The 22944-nt window shown below is 51.5% G+C and carries 24 protein-coding genes; 18 read left to right on the forward strand and 6 right to left on the reverse strand.

Annotation, left to right across the window (positions count from 1 at the left end; genetic code table 11):
• The first annotated feature begins 247 nt into the window (after positions 1-247).
• From urtA to ACO0LL_RS04575, 6 genes are all read left to right on the forward strand, one after another.
• Positions 248-1501, forward strand: coding sequence for an urea ABC transporter substrate-binding protein (urtA, locus tag ACO0LL_RS04550; protein ID WP_422949705.1), 1254 nt, complete (start codon positions 248-250; stop codon positions 1499-1501).
• A 97-nt stretch (positions 1502-1598) separates the two neighbouring features.
• Positions 1599-3194 carry an urea ABC transporter permease subunit UrtB gene (gene urtB, locus ACO0LL_RS04555; protein ID WP_422949706.1) on the forward strand — a complete coding sequence of 532 codons (1596 nt, stop codon included), beginning with the start codon at positions 1599-1601 and terminating at the stop codon, positions 3192-3194.
• Positions 3195-3202: 8 nt separating this feature from the next.
• Positions 3203-4312: an urea ABC transporter permease subunit UrtC gene (gene urtC, locus ACO0LL_RS04560; RefSeq protein WP_422949707.1), complete on the forward strand. Its 1110-nt coding sequence runs from the start codon at positions 3203-3205 to the stop codon at positions 4310-4312.
• 11 nt (positions 4313-4323) lie between these two features.
• A complete protein-coding gene (urtD, locus tag ACO0LL_RS04565) occupies positions 4324-5166 on the forward strand; it encodes an urea ABC transporter ATP-binding protein UrtD (protein ID WP_422950011.1) in 843 nt (280 codons plus the stop codon).
• A 12-nt stretch (positions 5167-5178) separates the two neighbouring features.
• Entirely contained in the window at positions 5179-5877 is a 699-nt protein-coding gene (gene urtE / locus ACO0LL_RS04570) for an urea ABC transporter ATP-binding subunit UrtE (RefSeq protein WP_422949708.1), read from the forward strand.
• A 28-nt stretch (positions 5878-5905) separates the two neighbouring features.
• Positions 5906-6784 carry an urease accessory protein UreD gene (locus ACO0LL_RS04575; protein ID WP_422949710.1) on the forward strand — a complete coding sequence of 293 codons (879 nt, stop codon included), beginning with the start codon at positions 5906-5908 and terminating at the stop codon, positions 6782-6784.
• Here the strand turns inward: ACO0LL_RS04575 and ACO0LL_RS04580 are convergent.
• Positions 6728-7795 carry an NAD(P)H-binding protein gene (locus ACO0LL_RS04580; protein WP_422949711.1) on the reverse strand — a complete coding sequence of 356 codons (1068 nt, stop codon included), beginning with the start codon at positions 7793-7795 and terminating at the stop codon, positions 6728-6730. The two genes, ACO0LL_RS04575 and ACO0LL_RS04580, sit on opposite strands and share 57 nt — an antisense overlap.
• A 97-nt stretch (positions 7796-7892) precedes the next feature.
• Between ACO0LL_RS04580 and ACO0LL_RS04585 the strand changes: the two genes are divergently transcribed.
• Positions 7893-8789 carry a LysR family transcriptional regulator gene (locus tag ACO0LL_RS04585; RefSeq protein ID WP_422949712.1) on the forward strand — a complete coding sequence of 299 codons (897 nt, stop codon included), beginning with the start codon at positions 7893-7895 and terminating at the stop codon, positions 8787-8789.
• 5 nt (positions 8790-8794) lie between these two features.
• Here ACO0LL_RS04585 and ACO0LL_RS04590 read toward each other — a convergent pair whose 3' ends face one another.
• The 5 genes from ACO0LL_RS04590 to ACO0LL_RS04610 all read right to left on the reverse strand — a co-directional run bounded on the left by ACO0LL_RS04590 (position 8795) and on the right by ACO0LL_RS04610 (position 13867).
• A complete protein-coding gene (locus ACO0LL_RS04590; protein WP_422949713.1) occupies positions 8795-9739 on the reverse strand; it encodes a VTT domain-containing protein in 945 nt (314 codons plus the stop codon).
• Between the two features lie 188 nt (positions 9740-9927).
• Complete coding sequence (locus tag ACO0LL_RS04595; RefSeq protein WP_422949714.1) at positions 9928-11001, reverse strand: threonine ammonia-lyase; 1074 nt, start codon at positions 10999-11001, stop codon at positions 9928-9930.
• Positions 11002-11419: 418 nt separating this feature from the next.
• Positions 11420-12673, reverse strand: coding sequence for a hypothetical protein (locus ACO0LL_RS04600; protein ID WP_422949715.1), 1254 nt, complete (start codon positions 12671-12673; stop codon positions 11420-11422).
• An 85-nt stretch (positions 12674-12758) separates the two neighbouring features.
• Positions 12759-13268 (reverse strand): hypothetical protein, encoded by a 510-nt coding sequence (locus tag ACO0LL_RS04605; protein WP_422949716.1) that lies wholly within the window; start codon positions 13266-13268, stop codon positions 12759-12761.
• Positions 13265-13867 (reverse strand): RNA polymerase sigma factor, encoded by a 603-nt coding sequence (locus tag ACO0LL_RS04610; RefSeq protein ID WP_422949717.1) that lies wholly within the window; start codon positions 13865-13867, stop codon positions 13265-13267. The genes ACO0LL_RS04605 and ACO0LL_RS04610 overlap by 4 nt, the downstream gene beginning before the upstream one ends.
• Before the next feature lie 289 nt (positions 13868-14156).
• On the opposite strand from ACO0LL_RS04610, the gene ACO0LL_RS04615 reads away from it, so the two are divergent.
• The 11 genes from ACO0LL_RS04615 (at position 14157) to ACO0LL_RS04665 (ending at position 22929) form a co-directional block, all read left to right on the forward strand.
• A complete protein-coding gene (locus ACO0LL_RS04615) occupies positions 14157-14459 on the forward strand; it encodes an urease subunit gamma (RefSeq protein ID WP_110253278.1) in 303 nt (100 codons plus the stop codon).
• A 9-nt stretch (positions 14460-14468) separates the two neighbouring features.
• The gene (locus tag ACO0LL_RS04620) at positions 14469-14774 is read left to right on the forward strand and encodes an urease subunit beta (protein WP_305260214.1); all 306 of its coding nucleotides are present in this window, start codon (positions 14469-14471) and stop codon (positions 14772-14774) included.
• Positions 14771-16468: an urease subunit alpha gene (ureC, locus tag ACO0LL_RS04625; RefSeq protein ID WP_422949718.1), complete on the forward strand. Its 1698-nt coding sequence runs from the start codon at positions 14771-14773 to the stop codon at positions 16466-16468. The genes ACO0LL_RS04620 and ureC overlap by 4 nt, the downstream gene beginning before the upstream one ends.
• A gap of 3 nt (positions 16469-16471) precedes the next feature.
• Positions 16472-16990 carry an urease accessory protein UreE gene (gene ureE, locus ACO0LL_RS04630; RefSeq protein WP_422949719.1) on the forward strand — a complete coding sequence of 173 codons (519 nt, stop codon included), beginning with the start codon at positions 16472-16474 and terminating at the stop codon, positions 16988-16990.
• Between the two features lie 2 nt (positions 16991-16992).
• On the forward strand, positions 16993-17673 hold the full coding sequence (locus tag ACO0LL_RS04635) for an urease accessory protein UreF (protein ID WP_422949720.1): 681 nt from the start codon (positions 16993-16995) through the stop codon (positions 17671-17673).
• A 24-nt stretch (positions 17674-17697) separates the two neighbouring features.
• Positions 17698-18342: an urease accessory protein UreG gene (gene ureG / locus ACO0LL_RS04640; protein ID WP_422949721.1), complete on the forward strand. Its 645-nt coding sequence runs from the start codon at positions 17698-17700 to the stop codon at positions 18340-18342.
• A gap of 26 nt (positions 18343-18368) precedes the next feature.
• Entirely contained in the window at positions 18369-18971 is a 603-nt protein-coding gene (locus tag ACO0LL_RS04645) for a HupE/UreJ family protein (protein WP_422949722.1), read from the forward strand.
• A 326-nt stretch (positions 18972-19297) separates the two neighbouring features.
• Positions 19298-20194 carry a dihydrodipicolinate synthase family protein gene (locus tag ACO0LL_RS04650; protein WP_422949723.1) on the forward strand — a complete coding sequence of 299 codons (897 nt, stop codon included), beginning with the start codon at positions 19298-19300 and terminating at the stop codon, positions 20192-20194.
• A 38-nt stretch (positions 20195-20232) separates the two neighbouring features.
• The gene (locus tag ACO0LL_RS04655; RefSeq protein WP_422949724.1) at positions 20233-21360 is read left to right on the forward strand and encodes an NAD(P)/FAD-dependent oxidoreductase; all 1128 of its coding nucleotides are present in this window, start codon (positions 20233-20235) and stop codon (positions 21358-21360) included.
• A complete protein-coding gene (locus ACO0LL_RS04660) occupies positions 21353-21634 on the forward strand; it encodes a 2Fe-2S iron-sulfur cluster-binding protein (RefSeq protein WP_422949725.1) in 282 nt (93 codons plus the stop codon). The genes ACO0LL_RS04655 and ACO0LL_RS04660 overlap by 8 nt, the downstream gene beginning before the upstream one ends.
• 2 nt (positions 21635-21636) lie before the next feature.
• Complete coding sequence (locus ACO0LL_RS04665) at positions 21637-22929, forward strand: FAD-dependent oxidoreductase (protein ID WP_422949726.1); 1293 nt, start codon at positions 21637-21639, stop codon at positions 22927-22929.
• The last annotated feature ends 15 nt before the right edge of the window (positions 22930-22944 follow it).

Genomic DNA, 22944 nt, shown 5'->3' on the forward strand with positions numbered 1-22944 from the left:
AACGGCTAAATTTGCACAACCATGAATAAGGTCATTTGCTTTTAGTCTTTCTTTCTGCACAAATTAAGAGCAAGCATGCACTGGAATGTGGATTTTATTGCAGGGAGAATCTGCTGTCTCGTAATTTTCACCAAATTGGGTTTTATTCTGGTTTTGTTGCAATGCGGTAGTTGGCACGTTATCTGCTATCTATCCTGATGGAAGTTCGGTTTTTCTTTCCATGACCTCACCACTATCAGGAGAAAACATGTCACGTCGTACTGTTTTGAAAGCAACTGCTGTCGCCGCAATGACCCTGGCCGCTTCTGGCTGGCTCACGCAGGCACAGGCCGCCGATACCATCAAGGTCGGCATTCTGCATTCCCTGTCTGGCACTATGGCAATCTCTGAGACATCTCTCAAAGATGTGGCCCTGATGACGATAGATGAAATCAATGCCAAGGGCGGTGTCATGGGTAAAAAGCTGGAAGCGGTGATCGTAGATCCGGCCTCCAACTGGCCGCTGTTTGCAGAGAAGGCCCGCCAACTGGTGTCGCAAGACAAGGTATCCGTGGTGTTTGGCTGCTGGACTTCGGTATCACGCAAATCAGTATTGCCCGTTTTCAAGGAACTTAATAGCTTGCTGTTTTACCCGGTACAGTATGAAGGTGAAGAGCTGGAGAAAAATGTTTTCTACACAGGCGCGGCGCCTAACCAGCAAGCTATTCCAGCCACTGAATACCTGATGTCGAAAGAGGGTGGCGGTGCCAAGCGTTTTGTCTTGCTGGGCACAGATTATGTGTATCCACGCACCACCAACAAAATCCTGCGCGCCTTCTTGCATAGCAAGGGTGTCAAGGATACCGACATCGATGAAGTGTATACCCCATTTGGGCACTCTGATTACCAGACCATCGTTGCCAATATCAAGAAATTTGCTGCGGGTGGCAAGACTGCGGTCATCTCCACTATCAATGGTGACTCCAACGTACCGTTCTATAAAGAACTCGGTAACGCTGGCCTGAAGGCAACAGATGTGCCTGTCGTCGCATTCTCAGTCGGTGAAGAAGAATTGCGCGGTGTAGATACCAAGCCATTGGTGGGTCATCTGGCTGCCTGGAATTACTTCCAGTCTGTGAAAAACCCGGTGAATACTGAGTTCATCAAGAAATGGAAAGACTATGCAGCCGCCAAAAAACTGCCTAATGCCGCAACAGTGGTCACCAATGACCCTATGGAGGCGACTTATGTAGGCATGTACATGTGGAAGCAGGCCGTTGAAAAAGCCAAATCTACCGATACCGACAAAGTCATTGCTGCCATGGGCGGGCAGACTTTCAAGGCGCCATCTGGTTTTGAATTGACGATGGATAAAACCAATCATCACTTGCACAAGCCAGTCATGATAGGCGAGATCAAGGCTGATGGTCAGTTCAGCGTGGTCTACAAAACCAAGACACCTATCCGTGCGCAACCATGGAGCCCTTTCATCCCGGGCAATGAAGGCAAGCAGAAACTGTAATTCAAGAAGTGTTTAAGGATTGATGCAGACACTCAGGGCTTTCACATCAATTGCCCTGAGTGCTGTTCCGGATTTCCCATCCCTGACCTGGTTGCTTATGATATTTCGTAAAATCTGCGCGAGCATAGTCTTGTTCGTGTTCAGTCTGACAGCGCATGCGGCTATCGATGGCAAGCTTTTGCAGGCGCTGGCGGGTGAAGATTCTGATGCACGTATTGCCGCCGTCAATGCCATTGCAGCCTTGGGTAATGAAGAGGCTGTGGAAATATTGACTGCACTCAAAAATGAACAATTGTTTGTCAGGGACGTCGTCTATCTGGTCGATGGTGAACAGGCAAAAGACCTTAGTACAGGGAAGATACAAAAACTGCCGGATGATGCCGAGGCGATCACCATCAATAATCGCCTGCGTGCCGCGCTGGATAGTGCGCTGTCAGGCCTGAGATTATTTTCACCGGACAAGAATACCCGCCTCGTCGCCGCCACTGCGCTGGAAAAAGAAGCAACGCCAGAACAATTGCCCTTGCTGAACAAAGCCTATCTGAAAGAAAACGATAGCGAAATCAAGTCCCGTCTGCAAATGCTGATTGCCACCGCCAATTTGCAGGCCAGTGATCCGGTGGTGCGCAAGGCGGCAGTCAAGGCTTTGCTGGACAGCCCCAATCCCAATTTAAAACCTGTGCTGCAAAAGATGCTGGCACAAAATCCCGATGGCAGTTACAACGAAGCCGATGCCAGCATACGCCTGGAGGCCGCCAATACATTGAATGCCATCGATGGCCGCCTGGCACGCATGGAATTTGTAGGCAATCTGTTCTATGGAGTATCGCTGGGTAGCGTGCTGCTGCTTGCTGCACTGGGTCTCGCAATCACCTTTGGCTTGATGGGCATCATCAATATGGCGCATGGCGAATTGCTGATGATAGGCGCATACACCACCTATGTCTGCCAGATGCTGTTCCGTAAATTCATGCCGGGTGCTGTGGATGCCTATTTATTGATGGCGCTGCCTGCCGCCTTTCTGGTCTCTGCCACCGTGGGTATTTTGCTGGAAAGAACGGTCATACGCTGGTTATATGGTCGCCCACTGGAGACCCTGTTATGCACCTGGGGTATCAGCCTGATACTGATGCAGACAGTACGCTCGATTTTTGGTGCGCAAAATGTCGAGGTCGCCAATCCTTCCTGGATGTCAGGCGGTATAACTGTGCTGGGTTCGCTGGTGTTGTCTTATAACCGCATCATCATTATCTTCTTTGCCTTGTTCGTCGTGCTGGCTGTCTGGCTGATCCTGAACAAGACACGTCTAGGTTTGTTCGTGCGTGCTGTGACACAGAATCGCCGCATGGCTGATTGCGTAGGTGTGGCAACTGGCAAGATAGACATGCTGACTTTTGGACTGGGCTCGGGCATTGCAGGTCTGGGTGGTGTGGCCTTGTCGCAACTAGGTAATGTCGGTCCTGACCTGGGGCAAAACTATATCGTCGATTCTTTCATGGTCGTGGTGCTGGGTGGGGTAGGGCAGTTGGCGGGTACCGTGATTGCGGCTTTTGGCCTGGGCGAAGTGAATAAATTTCTGGAGCCAGTGGCGGGTGCCGTCATGGCCAAGATCGTCATCCTGGTATTCATCATCATTTTCATACAACGCAGACCGCAAGGCTTGTTTGCGCTCAAAGGCAGGAGTGTGGAATGAGTGCGACTATGACTACAACTGCAACGTTTGCTACAGCAAAGGGGCTGTTTTCCAGGCCTGCATGGACTGGCATATTGGTGTGTGCGGTGATAGCTGTATTGCTACCCATTCTTAATCTGAGTTTTCCTGCTGGTCATGCCTTGCATATTTCCAGTTATACGATAGCTCTGGTTGGCAAGTTCATGTGTTATGCCTTGGCTGCGCTGGCGCTGGATCTGGTCTGGGGTTATACCGGGATTCTGTCTTTGGGACACGGGGTATTCTTTGCACTGGGTGCCTATGCGCATGGCATGTACCTGATGCGTGCGATTGGCCGTGATGGTGTCTATCAAAGCAATCTGCCTGACTTCATGGTCTTCCTGGACTGGAAAACTTACCCCTGGTATTGGGCGATGACCGACAGCTTCTGGTATTGCATGGCACTGGTGGTGCTGGTGCCTGGGGTGCTGGCCTTTATCTTTGGTTTCTTTGCCTTCCGTTCCCGCATCAAGGGTGTGTATTTCTCCATCATCACCCAGGCCATGACGTTTGCCTTCATGCTGCTGTTTTTCCGTAATAACACGGGCTTTGGCGGCAATAACGGCTTTACCGACTTCAAGCGTATTCTGGGTTTTACCATCACAGCACCTGGCACCAAGGCAGCGCTGTATCTGATCACCTTGCTGATCTTGTTGTCATCTTTGTTCCTGTGCCGCTGGATAGTCACTTCCAAGTTAGGCCGCGTGCTGCAGGCTGTGCGTGATTCTGAATCGCGACTGATGTTCATCGGCTACAACCCCTTGTGGTTCAAGCTGTTTGTCTGGACCTTGTCCGCCATACTCTGCGGTATTGCTGGTGCCCTGTATGTGCCACAGGTGGGCATCATCAACCCGTCTGAAATGTCACCAGCCAATTCCATAGAAATGGTGATCTGGGCCGCAGTCGGCGGGCGCGGTACTTTGCTGGGCCCTATCATCGGTGCATTTACTGTCAATGGCCTCAAAAGCTGGTTCACTACGGCTTTCCCTGACCTGTGGCTGTATGCCCTGGGCTTGCTGTTCATATTGGTGACCTTGTTCATGCAACAAGGCGTATTGGGCCTGGTGAGCAAATTCAAAAAACAGCGGGAGCCTGCATGACTTCTTATATGATGAGCGGCGTGTTGCGACCAGGGCAGCAGTACGAGGGTGCTACCGGTGACCAAGGCGTGTCTTATGGCCGTATCAAATCGGAGGGAGTAGATACCACCCATGGTGCCATCCTCTATCTGGAAGACATCGTTGTCTCATTTGATGGCTTCAAGGCTATTAATAATCTGAACCTGGATATCTCGGTGGGTGAACTGCGCTGCATCATCGGCCCCAATGGTGCTGGCAAAACTACGATGATGGATGTGATCACCGGCAAAACCCGGCCCACATCTGGCACTGCATTCTTTGGCCAGACCATGGACCTGACACGCATGAGCGAAGTGGATATCGCCCATGCCGGCATAGGCCGCAAGTTCCAGCGACCGACAGTGTTTGAACAACACAGCGTATTTGAAAATCTTGAGCTGGCCATGAAAATGGACAAACGCGTCAAGACCACCCTGTTTGCCCGCTTGAACAGCGAACAAAAAGACAAAATCGCCGCCATCCTGCAATTGATACGCTTGGATGGGCAAGAGCAAAGGCAGGCTGGTCTGCTATCACACGGTCAAAAGCAGTGGCTGGAGATAGGCATGCTACTGATACAGGAACCACAACTGATCTTGCTCGACGAACCGGTGGCTGGTATGTCAGATGCAGAAACTGCGCGTACCGCCGAATTGCTCAATGAATTGCGTGGCAAGCATTCCATCATGGTAGTCGAACATGATATGGGTTTCGTTACTGAAATTGCCCAGCAGGGCAAGGTAACGGTATTGCATGAGGGGTCTGTACTTGCCGAGGGCACCATGTCACAGGTACAGGCAGATGAGCGTGTCATCGAAGTCTATTTGGGACGCTAATGAAAGTTGAGCATGCTTGAAGTCAAACAATTACATCAGCACTATGGTTCCAGTCATACCTTGCGTGGCATTTCACTCTCGCTTAAAAAAGGGGAATGTATGGCCCTGCTTGGTCGTAATGGCGTTGGTAAAACCAGCCTGCTGAAATGCCTGATGGGTGTATTACCTGTTACCGAAGGCGCCGTCACTTTTGAAGGCCGCGACATCAATAAACTGTCGCCGCATGACAGAGCCCGGGCAGGGATTGCCTATGTGCCGCAAGGCCGTGAGATTTTTGCGCGCCTGACCGTAGAAGAAAACCTGCTCATGGGCATGGCCAATCTGCCGGCACGCAAGGCGGGCAAGATCAAGGATGAGGTATATCAACTTTTTCCTGTACTGAAAGAAATGCTGCACAGGCGCGGCGGTGATTTGTCCGGGGGACAGCAGCAACAGCTTGCCATTGCCCGCGCCTTGCTGGCTGAGCCCAAACTCATCATCCTTGATGAACCTACTGAGGGAATACAACCATCCATCATCAAGGATATAGGCCGTGTGATTCGCCTGCTGCGTGAACGAGGTGATATTGGTATCCTGCTGTGCGAGCAGTATTTCGATTTCGCCCGTGAACTGGCAGATCATTTTGTCGTGCTGTCGCGCGGTGAAGTGGTTGCCTATGGTGGTCAGGAGTTGATGGATGGTGATGACGTCAAGCGGCATCTGGCGGTATAGTGCAGTCTTTACCTATCGCTAGCTGAATATGGATGTCTGCAGTCCGGCATTACCTTCAAGTGCCACAAAATCACACTGGCAAGCCAGCCTGCAACTGGGCTTTAGCAAGGATGGTGATGTCACGCGCCTGACAGAACGTAAGCACAATGGCCCCCTGCGTGTGCAAAAGCCTTTGTATCCTGAAGGGGATGAGGTGTGCCATGCCATCATCATTCACCCTCCAGGTGGGGTAGTCGGTGGCGACCAGTTAAAGGTCGATGTGAAGTTGGCTGCTGACACGCATGCACTGATAACGACACCAGGCGCGGCGAAATGGTATCGCAGTAATGGCTATATATCCGCACAACATATCAATCTAAAACTTGATGCGGGTGCCAGGCTGGAATGGCTGCCGCAAGAAACCATCTTTTTTGACGATGCCTGTGTCGATTTGCACCAGACCATACACCTTGCGGCAGATGCGAGGCTGATTGCGGCTGATATTTTTTGCTTTGGCCGCACTGCCTCTGGCGAAACCTATAACAGCGGCAGAATAAAGCAGCATTGCAGCATTTATCGTGAAGACAAAATGATCTGGCATGAACAGGGCAGTTTGCAAGGTGGCAGCGCTGCCATGCAAAGCCCACTGGGTTTGAATGGCAAATCCGTGTCGGCGATGGTGCTGGCTTCTGGGGCCATGGTGTCTGGGGATCAATTGCAGGCATTGCGTGAACAAACATCGGCCTTGTTGTCTGAGCGTGAAGCGGATGCCATGTGTGGTGTCACGCAAATGAAATCTGTCATTGTTGCACGCTACTTGGGCAACTCCAGCGAAGTTGCCCGGCTTTGGTTACAGCTGGTGTGGCTGCATTTACGCCCTGTCGTGATTGGGCGTGATGCCAAAATTCCGCGCATCTGGAACACTTGATTCGTAACCTGCATTACGCTTGATGCAACCCAGACCTGCCAGGCTGGATCGAACTGCCACATCCAGCGGTGTACGTGGCTCCTCACCCAAAAAGTCTACCAAAGCCTGGTTCGACATTTTGACTTCTGTACGCCAAAGGTAACGCATTTCCAGCATTTCCTTCAAAGTCTGTTGGAAAGGTGCCAGAAGAGCGAAGACAGGCCATGGGAACCAGCTTGCCTTCAATGTTGGCTGAGCAGTGACACGGCCAATTGCTGCGACCATTTGCTTGCCGTCATGATCCCAATGGCCTTCCATATGGAAGCGGGCAAAATTACCGAGTTCTTTTTCGCGTTCCAGCAAGCGCACCATGGTTTCCGCCACGTCAGGCAAGTATGCCCATTGATGACCAACGCTAGCACTGCCAGGGTAACGTACTACACTCACTGGCTTGCCCGGTGTCACCAAACCTTGTGAAAACCAGTTGTTGGCTGCCTTGGGACCAAAGAAATCTCCGGCCCTGACGATGAGGGATTTGACACCCTTGCTGGCTGCCAGACGCAGACGGTGTTCCAGCTCTACCCGGATTTTCCCTTTCTTGGTGATGGGGAATTGCGACGCGTTTTCTGCAATCAGCGGGAAGGCATCGGGGCCGTAGTTATAAACCGTGCCAGGCAGCAGTATGCGTGCGCCGCTGGCCTGGGCTGCTGCGATCGTATTGTCTATCATAGGCAGTACCAGTTTTTCCCAGTCACGATAGCCAGGCGGATTGACAGCGTGGACGATGACAGATTTCCCGGCCACAGCCTGCACTACATCATCTTGCACCATGACATCACCTTTCATCCAGATATGCGCTGCCGTTTTGTCCTTCACCTGATCTGGATTGCGGTGCAGGGTAGTGACCTGCCAGCCGCGTTGCATCAGCAAGCGTGCGACTTCACCACCTACGCCACCAGTTGCACCCAATACCAGGGCCTGCTTATTAGCTTGAGTGTTGTTTTGGATGTTGCTGGAAGTTTGCTGGTTCATTTTGCTACTCCTTAATGTTTGGTTGATGTAGCCATTGTGTATCTTTGCTAAGCTATATACAATTCTCTAAAACTGCATAGGTGATATACATTTCTGTATGGATGATAAGAATATCCACTGGGACTACTACCGTACTGCCCTCGCGGTGCTGGAAGAGGGTTCGCTATCAGGCGCTGCCCGTGCACTGGGCTTGACGCAGCCTACGGTAGGGCGGCATATCGAGGCACTGGAACAGGCTCTGGGTACGAGTCTGTTTGTGCGCAATCAATCTGGCCTGTCGCCCACCATTGCCGCGCTGGCCATGAAACCTTATGCAGAAAGCTTGCGGGCAACTGAAAGTGCCTTGCTGCGCAGCGTGTCAGCGGAGGCAAATGAGGTAAGGGGTACAGTACGCGTTACCGCATCAGAAGTGATGGGGGTAGAGATATTGCCAGGCATGTTGGCAGGCTTGCGGCAAGACTATCCTGAACTGAGCATAGAATTACAGATATCCAACCACACTCAGGATTTGCTCAAGCGTGATGCAGACATTGCCATACGCAATACCGAACCCTTGCAGGATGCATTGATCGCACGCCGTGCGGGCATGATCAGTCTGGGATTTTTTGCCCATGCAGATTATCTGACACGTCACGGCATGCCAGCCGACATGGACGCGTTGAAAAACCATAGTCTGATAGGTTTTGACCGGGAGTTTCCCTATATCAGGGCTTTGCAAAAACGTTATCCGCAGATACAGCGTGCAGCCTTTGCCTTGCGTGCTGATAGCGATCTGGTGCAGTTTTCCGCCATACGCCAGGGTTATGGCATAGGCATTTGCCAGCTTGGCTTAGCCAGGCAGCACACCTACCTGCAACGCGTATTGGAAGATGAGTTTCAAATCGACTTTCCGGTCTGGGTAGTCATGCATGAAGATTTACGGTCCAGCCAGCGTTACCGGACTACCTTTGATCATCTGGTCAAGGAACTGCAAGCATTGCTGCAAAAGGCATGATTTGCTCAGGCTTTGACCAGCAAGTGCGGGTGCTGGGCAGACAATTCTTGCCAGGCATCAAAACCACCTGAAAATGGCCTGACATCCTTAAAGCCCAACTGCCTCAGGGTATGCGCTGCATGTACTGCACCTGCATCACCAGGGCATGCGCAGATGGTGATGATCATTTCATTTTGTGACCAGTGTTTGGCCGCATCGCCAACCTGCTTGACTTCGCTGACCATGGCATGCGGTATGGTACCGGTTTCTGCTATCAGCGCCGGGCTACGCAAATCGATGATATGGGGCAGGGCGCTGGTTTTCAATGTATCTGACATTTCAGTCGCACTGAAATGGGGTATGGACGCCAGCTTTTCAAAGCGTTTCTTCTGCCAGAATTTCCAGACCAGCCAGCTCAATACCAGGGCAATGAAAATGACAGCAATACGTATGCCCTGGGCCGACAAAAATACCAGGCCAGCTTCAATTTGCGCTTGCAAGGCAAAGCCTGCCAGCAAAGCCAAGCCTGCCCATAAAGCTGCACCTGCGGCAGAAGCCAGCATGAAAGAAGTACGGGGCATACCCAAAGCACCGGCTACCGGTGGTGCCACGGTAGAAAAGCCGGGAATAAATTTACCCACCACCAGCGACCATACGCCCCAGCGCAGGAAACGTGCTTCTGTCTGGTTCACGCATGACCCTGGGTTGATCGACATCTTGCATAAAAACTTCAGTACGCTGTAGCCGAACTTCTTGCCTGCCTGGTACCAGATCAGGTCAGCAATCAACGAAGCGCCTACCGCTGCCATCAACAACACCAGCAATTGCCCGGACTGCGTGGCCTGGCTGGCATTGAACATCATGGTCGGCACTGCAGGCACAGGCAAGCCCAGTTGCTGCAGCAAGACGTTGACAAACACCATCAAACTATCGTTTTGACGAAAAAAATCTGTCAGCCAGCCTTGTTGCATATGCAATTCCGTTAGTAATCATGAGTAATCATGCAGTGAACAGGCATGGAACGGTAAAAGTAAAATCCATATATGTTTATGCCCGAGTGAACCCCTATTGTAGGGCATTGCAAGGCTTTGCATATCAGGCATGTGATGCCTGTTGCAAACTGAGCAGTTACTTTCCAACTGTAGTCCAGATTCTCAGATCAGGCAGCCAGCCCATGCGCTGATGATCCGGCCCTGGCAAGCAATTCTGCATATCTGGCAGGATCGACATTGGAGCCGCAAACAATCACAGCCACCCGTTTGCCAGCAAGCCTTTGACGTAAAGGGCCAAACAAGCCTGCCGTGGCAACCGCTGCCGCAGGTTCAGCCACCAGTTTGACGTCATGATATAAATCCGACATCGCTGTACAGATTTCATCATCGCTGACCCTGACAATCTCATCTACAAAACGCTGGCATACCCTGAAACTGTAATCCATAGCATACGGTGCGCACAGGCTGTCAGCTATGCTGTCGACCTCCTTTAACTTCTCAGGCTGGCCAGACTGGAAACTGCGGTACATGGCATCTGCGCCATAGGGTTCAACGCCATAGACGGCGCAATGTGGTGCCAGTTGTTTGACTGCAGAAGCAATGCCGCCACATAGACCGCCACCACCGATAGGCACGATCACAGCATCGAGTTGCACCACCTGCTGCATCAGTTCCAGCCCCACTGTTGCAGTGCCAAGTGCAGTCAACGGTCCATCATAAGGATGGATCATGGTGCGCTGCTCTTCTTCCATAATACGCTGTCCGAGCGCGAAAGCCTTATGCATGTCCGCTTCCAGTATTACTTCTGCACCATCCTGCCGACAAGCCTTGATGCGGGTAGGGCTGGCATGCCGTGGCAACACCACTTTGCAAGACACGCCCGCCAGCTTGGCTGCATAGGCAACCGCCATCGCATGATTGCCTGCGCTGACAGCGACCACGCCACGCTCACGCGCATCTGCATCCAGCGCAGATATGCAATTCAACGCCCCACGCAATTTGAAAGTCCCGGTTTTTTGGAATAACTCCAGCTTTAGCCAGACTTCAGTATCAGGCTCCAGCTTGTCCAGGGCAGACCCGGTTTGCCAGTGCCAGACAGGGGTATGCAAAACCTGTTGGGATAAACTGGCAGCAGTCTTGCGGATATCTGCCAGCGAAGGATAAGGAAAACCTGGCCTCAATAAGGCGGATGATAAGGACGCAGGGGCGTGCAAAGGCCTGTCTGTGGCGACATGGGACATAAAAACTCCAGAATAGAAATCAGCAGAAAAAATCGGAGAAGGCGTGAGCGCGATGGTCACAACAATAAGTGACAATAATAAGCGACAGCAATAGCGCTCAAGACATCAAAATAGGATGAGCTGAAGGGCCGCCAGGCACCGGCATACGCCGTAGCTTAACGACCCGGAATAATTCGAATAATGGAAATGTCGCAGATGGAAGCAGCAGGCAGCGCAATCGTGCGCACGACAGCAGATGCGGCATTAATTGCGCATAAGTTCTTGCTCAGCAGGGGATGGGGAATTGCGTGCATGGAAAAACTATAACCAATCCCGGTAATATTGGCAAGCAACTTTAAAAAAGAGTGGCAGGGCAGGTCGGGAATCCTGGCCCTGTCCACTCACAAGCCCTGCAAAACGGCCCGGCTGGCCAGAGGGATCAGGGTTTCTTTTCTTCGCGTTTTTCAATAACGATTTTTTGTGCCAGGTTGACGTTTCTTACGGTGTATCCTTCCGGAACAGTAAACAGATTGGCGGCTGGCTCCGTACGTTTCAGGTTGTTCAGACGATAGCTCCATTCACCGGTGCGAGGATCACTTTGCTTGATAAGAACGGTTAATTGCAAGTCGGGGGAGTACCAGGCTTCAGAACTGACAGTAATCGGATTTTTATTGCCGATCTCTCCGGCAGGGATTTGATAAGAACGCATTTTCCCTTCTGCACGAACGCCATCGAATTCTTTTGTGCCCATATCTTTAGTGCTTGTTTTGTTACTCCAGCGAGTGTCCATGAACGCAGTCGGGAGGGGCGAGGTTTTTATGATGTTAATCAGATTGTCGGTTGCACTAATGTAAGCAGTATGAGGTCCTGGTACATAGCTGGCAGATTTTGCATTAATGACCTTGATTTCTTCTCGTGCTTCTTTGTTGCCTTCAGATTTATCATCAGTTTTCTTTTTCAATGTCTTGATAATGATTTCATCATCATTCGTTTGTAGATAAATCCGGCCTGTATTTCCTTCCTGTTTCTCTTTTGGGGCGATGACTTTCCCGTCTGGTGTTTTGGCCAGCATCACTTTGGTGACGGTCTTTCTTTCAGGGATGACGATGTACCGTGAGTTCTCCACCGGATCAGTGATGAGAATTTGCGATAAGTTCCCTTTGCTGTCGCGTACTTCATAGCGAGTGCGGCCAGCGTTGTCTCTATAGACCGAACTGGAAGTTTTATTGCTGATCTGATTGCCGTCAGCTAAAGTCTGTGTTTTTTCGGTAATGATTTCTGCGCTGTATGCCGCATTTTTAATCGTGTTGGAGATATGCATGTCCTGCATGCCTGAGAAAACAGCGTTCATGGCATCGCTAGCATTTCTTGCTGCACTCATTGCATCTGAGATAGTTTTGTTAATGGTGCCAGCCTCGGGTAAGTCGGCCAATGCTACAACTGCCGGCATGGTTGGCATGACAGGAATTGGAGGCATTGGAGGCATTGGAGGCATTGGAGGCATAGGTGCTAAAGGTGGCATCGGTGGAGCAGGTGGCATGGGGGCAAGCGGAGTAACGCGATGGACTTCAAGTTGCAGGCGTGTTTGTTTTTCTTCTGGCGCAACTGGTGCCGGACTGTCGTTGATGACATTTGCTTGTACCACAGTCCATGAATAACTCAAAAGGACCAATATTGGAAGTTTGATAGTCATGATGTTTCCCTCTTATTCATGGTGAAAGGTAGTTGAAATAAAAAAACAATGTCGAAATTAAAAATTTTGCTTAATCAGATGCACATTAATTTTTGAGCAGGCGCATGGCCAAAGGTGAGCCTTCCTCATCCACCAGCATCTGTGCCCGCACCGTTTCCCCAGCAATTTCTGGACTAACAGGCATGCCCAAACTGGCCAGCCACGCAGCTGGCACTTCAGTTTCCATCATGTGCGGTGTACCTTCTTCCAGACGTTCCATCGGCACCAGGGCGACAAAGGGAGGCAGTTCCGAGTTTGAAACTGCGCTGCTGTCCGGCGTTAATTGATGCTGCGATGCCGAGAATATGACCGTCAGCATGACCAGACCAAAGCTGCCACTCAGCGTCAGCAAACCTGCCATCCACGGGCGCAAGCGTTTGCTGCGGGCCTGTTTTTTATCCTTGACCTGTTGCTTGGCGAATGCTTGCAATAGAGTCTGCTTTATAGCCGCGGGCGTATTCAGCTCCTGCAAATCTTTGCGCAAAAGGCCGAACTGCTGATCCAGCAAGGCATCTGCATTGCTGGCGTCCTGTGGGGTATTCATATGGTCTTTCATCTCTGTGTTCCAGTTTTTGCTGTTGCGTCGGGTCGCCAGCCCAGTCTTTCGCTGTATTGCAATATCGCGGCCCTCGCCCGTGACAGGCGTGAACGCACTGTCCCTATATCTATGTCGCAAATCACGGCTATCTCTGCATATGACAGTTCCTGCAATTCATACAAAATAATCACATCACGGTAGTGAGGGCGCAGCACCGAGACTGCCTGCCGCACATGTTCAGTCATTTGCTGATGGAAGATGACGTCCGCCGGTTCTGTCGTTTCACTCATCAAAACTTCTTCTCCATCTTCTTCGCCAAATTCAGGCAAGGGTTGGTGGCGGCGTTCTGCCTGATCCTGTTTCAACAATAAATTCCTTGCTATGCCAAACAGAAAATTTTGCAAACTGCCCAGGCCTGCGTCATAACGGTAAGACTTGCTCAGCAAACCCATGAAAACATCCTGAACTACGTCAGCTGCCAGCGCTGCCTGGCCACAACGCATCAGGGCATAGCGATAGATGGGTCCCTGATGGCGTTGGTACAGGCGTTGAAATGCGGCAACATCACCGTCGCGCATTTGTGTCAGCAAGCTGGAATCTGTCTCTTGGTTATCCACGTTTATTTGTAGGTTGTTTTAAGGTATTACCTTGAGAGGCTTTGAAAGTTCCAATTATTTTCGCGCTATCTGCGTTTATTTGAAATGCACTAACTTGGTGAATTTACGCCTTTTTTTGGTGCGCATTCCGGTAATCCAGGCTATTTGCCCTTGGTTCGAAACTTGCTGTGTTGCTTTTTATAATGTTTTTAGAGCGTTGGTCTGTCACCTATGTGGACTTGCTTGTTATTTTGCAAAGGGCGATAAATAATAAGTTTGGTGATAGCACAGACAATAAGCGAAAGAAGATATGGATCTGACACCCAGAGAAAAAGATAAGTTGCTGATATTTACTGCTGCCTTGCTGGCAGAGAGACGCAAAGCGCGTGGCCTGAAGCTGAATTACCCGGAAGCAGTCGCCCTGATCACCGCCGCCATCATGGAAGGTGCGCGTGATGGCCGCACGGTGGCTGAACTGATGTCGGAAGGTACGCAAATTCTCAGTCGTGCCGATGTCATGGAAGGCGTGCCGGAAATGATTCCTGATATCCAGGTCGAAGCGACTTTTCCGGACGGTAGCAAGCTGGTTACCGTTCATCACCCCATTCCTTAGGAGAAAACCATGATACCAGGCGAAACCCTGATAGAGGATGGGGACATAGAACTGAATGTAGGCCGTGCCGTTGTCAGCATTACTGTGGCAAATAGTGGCGACAGGCCGATACAGGTGGGCTCACATTTCCATTTTTATGAAACCAATCCTGCCCTGCAATTTGAACGGCAACTTGCCTATGGCATGCGCCTCAATATTGCCGCTGGCACGGCCATCCGCTTTGAGCCGGGGCAGCAGCGCAGCATAGAGCTGGTGGCTTTGGCGGGTGACAGAAAAGTCTATGGCTTTAGCGGTAAAGTCATGGGGGCGCTATGAAAATTTCACGTCATGCTTATGCTGAAATGTTTGGACCAACCACGGGTGACCGCATCCGTCTGGCAGATACCAATCTATTCATAGAAATCGAGAAAGACTTTGCCATCTATGGCGAAGAGGTGAAGTTTGGTGGTGGCAAGGTGATACGCGATGGCATGGGCCAGTCGCAAAGGCCACATGCTGAAGTCATGGATACCGTCATCACCAATGCTGTCATCATTGATCACTGGGGTATCGTCAAGGCCGACATCGGCATAAAAAATGGCTTGATTGCCTGCATAGGCAAGGCGGGTAACCCAGACATACAGTCTGGCGTTGATATGGCAATTGGTGGCGCAACCGAGATCATTGCCGGTGAAGGCAAGATCGTGACCGCTGGTGGCATCGATTCACACATCCATTTCATTTGCCCGCAGCAGATAGAAGAAGCGTTGATGAGTGGCGTCACTACCATGTTGGGTGGTGGTACGGGCCCGGCAACTGGCACGGCAGCAACCACCTGTACGCCTGGCCCCTGGCATATGCATTCCATGCTGATGGCGGCAGATGCGTTTCCCATGAACCTGGGTTTTCTGGGTAAGGGCAATGTCAGCCTGCCTTTACCGCTGGAAGAGCAGATCAGGGCAGGCGCCATAGGTTTGAAGTTGCATGAAGACTGGGGCACGACGCCACAAGCCATCGATAATTGCCTGACCGTGGCTGACAATATGGATGTGCAGGTTGCCATCCACAGTGACACGCTGAACGAAGGCGGCTTTCTGGAGCACACCCTGGCGGCATTCAAGGATAGGACTATCCACACCTTCCATACCGAAGGTGCGGGCGGTGGCCATGCGCCGGATATTATTGCTGCGGTGGGTGAGGCGAATGTACTGCCATCATCCACCAATCCTACCCGCCCATACACCGTCAATACCCTGGATGAGCATCTCGACATGCTCATGGTCTGTCACCACCTGGATCCGGCAATTGCAGAAGACATTGCCTTTGCTGAATCACGCATACGGCGCGAAACTATAGCGGCTGAAGATATTTTGCATGATATCGGTGCCATCTCGATGATGTCTTCCGATTCCCAGGCCATGGGCCGTGTTGGAGAGGTCATCATGCGTACCTGGCAAACGGCAGACAAGATGAAGCAACAGCGTGGTTCGCTGGCAGAAGATAATGCGCGTCACGATAACTTCCGTGTCAAACGCTATATCGCCAAATATACGATCAACCCGGCGCTGACCCATGGCATTGCCCATGCAGTAGGCTCACTGGAAGTGGGCAAGATTGCCGACATCGTCTTGTGGAAGCCCGCTTTCTTTGGCGTGAAACCATCGATGATCATCAAGGGTGGCATGATCGCCGCTGCCCAGATGGGTGACCCGAATGCATCGATACCAACACCACAACCTGTGCATTACCGCATGATGTTTGGTGCCTTTGGCGGGGGATTGAAAAAGTCGTTCACCTTTGTCTCGCAAGCGGGGTTGGATGCTGGGCTGGCAGAACAACTGAAGCTTAACAAGACCCTGATTGCTGTCAAGAATACGCGCCATGTTCGCAAGAAGGACATGATACACAATAGCCTGACGCCGAAAATGGAAGTCGATTCCGAAACCTATGAAGTCCGTGCCAATGGCGAATTGCTGGTATGTGAACCGGCAAAAATCCTGCCCATGGCCCAACGTTATTTCTTATTTTAAACAATGCTGACATTACAAACAAAGATAGAGACTGCCGACAGCATCGCCGGGCAACTGGTTTTGCCGTATGAGTTGCGCGAAAAAAGCCGTTTGCGCGCTACTCTGGCTAGTGGTGAAGATGTGGCCGTGTTCACCGTGCGCGGTACAGTCATGCGCCATGGCGATCTGATGCTGGGTAATGATGGCCGCGTGATTGAAGTCATTGCCGCTGCTGAACCTACTTATAAAGTGGAATGTGATACTGCCTTCAATTTATTGCGCTGTGCTTTTCATTTGGGTAACCGGCATACCCAGGCGCAGGTCGGCGACGGTTTTTTGCGCATACGCAAAGACCCGGTGCTAAAGGAAATGCTACAAGGTCTGGGCGCAGTCGTCACTGAAGAGCAGGCCAGTTTTGAGCCGGAATCTGGAGCATATGGTGGTGGACATCATCATGGTGGCGATGATGGGCATCCGCATAATCCCTTGGCACCGATACCTTTGCGCCAGCGCATACACCGTCCTTCAGACAACAAGGCTTGAGCATGCAATCTGCGGCCTTACTTCACCTCTTGCAACTGGCCAGCCCATCTTTGCCCATCGGTGCCTATAGCTATTCGCAAGGGATGGAAGCGGCTATAGAAAAGGGCCTGGTACGCAACGAAGCCACAGCCAGGGAATGGATCATCAATTGCCTGCATGAAGTGGTGGCCCGCTTTGAAGCACCGGTACTGTGGCGCTTGTTGCAGGCTTTTGTGGGCAGGGATTTGGCCGCCGTATCGCACTGGACCAGTTTGTTCATTGCCGCCAGGGATACGGCAGAGTTTAGGGCAGAGAGCATACAGATGGGTTACTCGCTGGGCAAACTGGTGAGCGACCTGAAGATTGCCGATGCTGAGCTACTGGCGATATTGCTGGCACAGCATGAATTGCCTTTGCCAACGGCCATGGCAGCCGCAGCAGTTGCCTTGCAGGTGCCGCCAGAATCGGTTTTGCTTGGCATGTTGTTCTCATGGGCAGAGAATCAGGTGCTGGTAGGGGTGAAATCCATTCCCCTTGGTCAGGTGTCAGGACAACGCTTATTGCTGTCGCTACGGCCAGAATTGGAAAAAGCTGCAAGGCTGGCGCAAGAGCTGGAAGATAATCAATTATCGAACTGGGCCCCAGGTTTGTCTTTGCTGTCCATGCAGCATGAAGTGCAGTACAGCCGCTTGTACCGGTCATAAAAATTAAAAACAGGAAAAGAAAAAATGAACACCCAGAATTTAAGCTCACCAGAACCAAATCCCTTACGCGTAGGCATAGGCGGCCCGGTCGGCTCCGGTAAAACTGCACTCTGTGAAATGCTATGCAAAAGCATGCGAGATCATTATGAAATGGCCGTTATCACCAATGACATCTACACCAAGGAAGACATGGAAATCCTGCTGCGTGCAGATGCCTTGCCTGCCGAGCGTTTGATGGGTGTGGAAACAGGCGGTTGCCCGCACACCGCCATACGTGAAGATGCCTCCATCAACCTGGAAGCCATAGCCCGCATGAGCGCAGATTTTCCTGACCTTGATTTGATCCTGGTGGAATCTGGCGGTGACAATTTGGCAGCCACCTTCAGCCCTGAACTCTCAGACCTGACCATCTATGTCATCGATGTAGCCGGTGGCGAAAAAATCCCGCGCAAGGGCGGGCCAGGCATTACCCGCTCTGATCTGCTGATCATCAATAAAACCGACCTGGCACCACATGTAGGTGCCAATCTCGACATCATGGCACAAGACGCCAAGCGCATGCGTGGCGAACGCCCCTTTGTATTTACCAATCTGCGTACCGGTGATGGGCTGGAGGCAGTGGTCAGCTTCATTCGTCAGCAAGGCATGCTGGACGAAGTTAAAAACTAATTTTCAATCTGGATTTGGAGTTAAATATGAAACTTAATAAATTGCGTTGCCTGTATGTGGTCGCAGCCTTGGACAGTGCCATGATTTCATTGCCAGCTATGGCGCATGACAGTGTGCTGCATTCCATGAATGCCCTGCAGGATGGTTTTCTCCATCCATTTACCGGGTTCGACCATTTGCTGGCCATGCTGGCAATAGGTATCTGGGCGGCGCAACAAAAACATGGGCGTGCCTGGTTGATACCAGCCAGTTTCCCCTTGATGATGGTCGTTGGCGGGGCATTAGCTCTTGCTGGCATAGCTTTGCCTGGTGTAGAACACAGTATTGCAACTTCAGTGCTTGTTCTTGGTTTGTTGATCAGTTTTGCAGTCAGGTTGCCTGTTAGTGCAGGAGTGGCTTTGGTATCTGTATTTGCCATGGCGCATGGCTATGCACATGGGCAGGAAATGCCAGTGTATGAATCTGCCGTGTTGTATGGTGCCGGTTTTGTGCTGGCGACGGTACTTATTCATGCCGCTGGCTGGTTTGCCAGCAATGCGGCTCAAAAGATGCTGACCAGTACATTGCCACGGTATGCAGGAGTGATGATTACTTTGGTAGGTGCTTTTTTCCTTTCAGCACTTGCTTGATACCCAATAGTAGTTAATTAAATTTCATCTGCCAGGCAAGGAGAGGTAGTTTCTCCTTGCCTGCTGCACCTTGCTGGTCCCGGCTTACCCTTGTCGCGCAGTAATAATCGACTGTGCCGATTTCGTCTTTCAAAATGCATACAAACATCAAGACTGGGCCTCTTTGCGGGCTTACACTTTGTCATGTTCGAATCTGGCAGCGCGTGAAATAAGTTTGCAAATAGCTTATATTTACTGTGATCGATTTCTTCGCGATTTGTCAGCATCAGGTTCTTTGATTGATTTTCAAAAATTGACCGGTTTTATCCGGAGACAAGGCAAATATCATGTGGCAAGGCGTCATTCCCGCAGTTACAACAAAATTCAACCAGGACGATACGCTGGACTTCAAGGAAATGGAGCGCTGTTTCCGTTATTTGATGGATGCCGGTTGTGATGGTCTGATCGCTTGCGGTTCTCTGGGCGAAGGCCCTTTGTTATCCCATGCCGAGCGTATTGATGTGCTGAAATTGACGAAAGAAGTGGCAGGCAACAAGCCTGCCATTTTGACCGTCGCCGAGGCAGCAACACGTGATGCCTGTGCCCTGGCTGAAAAAGCCGCCAAAGCTGGTGCCGATGGCTTGATGGTTGTGCCTAGCACCATCTATCACACTAATCACCGTGAAACCGTAGCAACCCTGCGCAGCATTGCCGCTGCCGGTGATTTGCCTGTCATGATTTATTCTAATCGCCTGGCTTATCGCGTTGATGTGACAACAGACATGCTGGAAGAGCTGGCTGATGACGCACGTTTTGTGGCAGTAAAAGAATCTTCTGATGATATCCGTCGCACTACAGAAATCATCAATCGTCTGGGTAGTCGTTATGACTTGTTCACTGGCGTAGATAACCTGGCTTTTGAGGCATTGACTGCTGGTGCCACTGGCTGGGTAGCTGGTCTGGTTGTGGCTTTCCCGCATGAAACAGTCGCCATTTACCGCCTCATCAAGGCTGGCCGCTATAACGAAGCGCTGGATATCTACCGCTGGTTCCGTCCTTTGCTGGACCTGGATGTCTCTACTTACCTGGTACAAAACATCAAACTGGTAGAAGCATTAGCCATTGATTCCAATGACCGCGTGCGTGCACCGCGTCTGCCACTGGAAGGTGCTCTGCGTACCCGTGTAGAGCAAGTGGTCAGCGCTTCTCTCGCCAATCGTCCGGTTTTGCCAACATTTAACTGATATTTTTAAGTTGATGTGATGGCACAGGAAACATATCAATGAAAACGACAGTATGTGTCATTGGTGCCGGCATAGTCGGCACCACCTGTGCCTTGAAAATGCAGGAAGAAGGCTATCAGGTCAGTTTGATTGATGCGGCATCCCCTGGCTGTGGAGTAACTGCAGTAGGTATGGGACACCTGGTCGCTTTGGACGAAACTGAGCAAGAGCTGGACTTGTGCCTGCTGTCTTTGCGTATGTGGAAAGACTTCTTCACTGAATTTCCAGGTGCCGGTGAAGTCAGTCAATGCGGCACCTTGTGGGTGGCAGAAAACGAAGACCAGCTTTCGGAGGCACATCATCGTGCGCAAGCAATGAATGCGCGGCTATGGCGTGCCGAAGCCTTGACTGGTGAGCAGGTGCAAAAACTGGAACCTGCTTTGCGTCCCGGTCTTGCTGGTGGCGTCAGGGTGTTTGGCGATAGCGTGGTGTACCCGCCCAAACTCGCACATTTCATGGCTCAGCTTTTGGTCAAGCGTGGTGGTAATCTGATTCTGGGTAACAGTGTTGCACAGCTAGCAGCAAACCAGTTGATTTTTGCTGATGGCAGCAAGCTGACTGCAGATATCATCATCGTCGCTGCCGGGCTGGAAGTAGCCAGGCTATTGCCTGAAATTGCCGTGTTTGGCCGTAAAGGCCATTTGGCGATTACTGACCGCTATCCCGGTCGTCTTTCACATCAGATTGTCAGCATGAATTATGGCCAGGCGGCGATGTCTGCAGATGCACTTGCCGTGGCGGCCAATGTGCAACCACGCAGTAACGGGCAATGGTTGATCGGTTCTTGTAGACAGGATGGGCAAACCAACAACAGCCTGGACCCCAAGGCGCTGGGAGCAGTCTTGCAGTCCGCCATGACGCTATTACCTTGCCTGGCCGACATGCAAATCATACGCGCCTGGGCAGGCATGCGTCCGGCATCACCCGACGGTCATCCGATTATCGGGCCTCATCCAGAATTGCCAGGCGTCTGGCTGGCAGCAGGGCATGAAGGCCTGGGGGTGACGACGGCCATGGCGACAGCAAAAATGCTGGCAGACCAGATTGCCGGGCGAGCAGGAGAGATCGATTATCCGCATTATTCGCCTGAACGTTTTTTTCCTGTGCAGGAGTTGAAATATGCGTGAGCACGCCCCAGACACAAAAATAATCGCAATCTGGATTAACGGCTCTCCCTTTGAGGCGACAACAGAGATGAGTGTAGCTGCTGCCCTGATGCGGTATGACAATATGCAGACACGCCAGTCGATTTCTGGTCAGCCGCGTTTTGCCGTTTGTGGCATGGGCGTATGCCAGGAATGCAGGGTACGCATTAATGGTCAGCCGCATAAACTGGCTTGCCAGGAATACTGTCGCTCGGGCATGGTGATCAATACCGGAACCACTGGTCTGGGAGTGTGACGATGGTATCAGCGATTCTCCCGTTTTCGACGGACATACTTATCATAGGTGCAGGCCCTGCGGGCCTGGCAGCGGCGCTGGCCGCAGCTGAATTGTCATCCACCGTCACTGTGATCGATGAAAATCCCGCTCCTGGCGGGCAAATCTGGCGCGGTGGTCCAGCAACATGGCGCGACCAGCGGGCGCATGACTTGTGGCAGGCGCTGGCAAATTGCCTGAATGTACGCATGGTGTATGGCGTGCGTATAGTTGCCGCCCCTGCTGAAAAAGAATTTCTGCTGGAAACAGCAGGCGGCGCACAAAAATTAAGCTGGAACAAGCTGATTATCTGTAGCGGTGCCCGCGAGTTGCTCTTGCCTTTCCCCGGCTGGACTTTGCCAGGTGTCACTGGTGCTGGTGGTTTGCAAGCCTTGATCAAGGGCGGCATGCCAGTGGAAGGCAAGCGCGTAGCCGTTGCAGGTAGTGGCCCCTTGCTGCTGGCAGTAGCTGAGACAGTCATACGTGCTGGCGGTCAGGTCGTCAGTATCATAGAAACAAAAAGCAGCAAAAATTTACGTCAATTTTTCTGGGCCTTGCTCAAGTCGCACCGCGGCAAGTTATTGCAGGCACTGAAATTGTTCTGGCAACTTAAGTTTGTGCATTACCGGCATGATGCCAGAGTGGTCAAGGCACATGGCGAGCAGCGCCTGCTGGGCATCAGCCTGCAACATGGTGACAAAAAAATTGACTTGAGCTGTGATTTACTGGCCTGTGGTCTTGGTTTGTTACCCAATCTGGAAATCGGTACCCTGTTGGGGTGCCAGATCAGGGATGGCAGCATCGTTGTCGATGCTAATCAGGCCAGTACGCGTGCCGATGTATGGGTGGCAGGCGAGGCTTGCGGTATAGGCGGTGTTGACAAGGCTTTGGCAGAAGGGCACATTGCCGGTCTGGCTGCAATTGGGCAGGCCGCTGAGCAAGATGATCTTGCTCGCCGCACTCATGCAAGGCAATTTGCTGATTTACTCAAGCAGAGTTTTGCAACAGACGACAGCCTGCGCAAGTTATGCAAGTCAGATACCTTGGTGTGCCGCTGCGAAGATGTCAGTGCAAGGCAATTGCGTGAACATGACGACTGGCGCACTGCAAAGCTGATGACCAGGGCAGGTATGGGCGCATGCCAGGGTCGTATTTGTGGTGCGGCCTGCCAGTTCATGTTTGGTTGGGAGGCGCCGGGACTGAGACAACCGGTTTTCCCTACAAAAACATCAACTCTTGCCGCTCTGGGTGGTGTAGCGGGGAATGTTGAAGAATAAGGTTGAACAAAAAGC

Source organism: Undibacterium sp. TC4M20W (assembly GCF_049340245.1).
Taxonomy (GTDB): domain Bacteria; phylum Pseudomonadota; class Gammaproteobacteria; order Burkholderiales; family Burkholderiaceae_D; genus Undibacterium.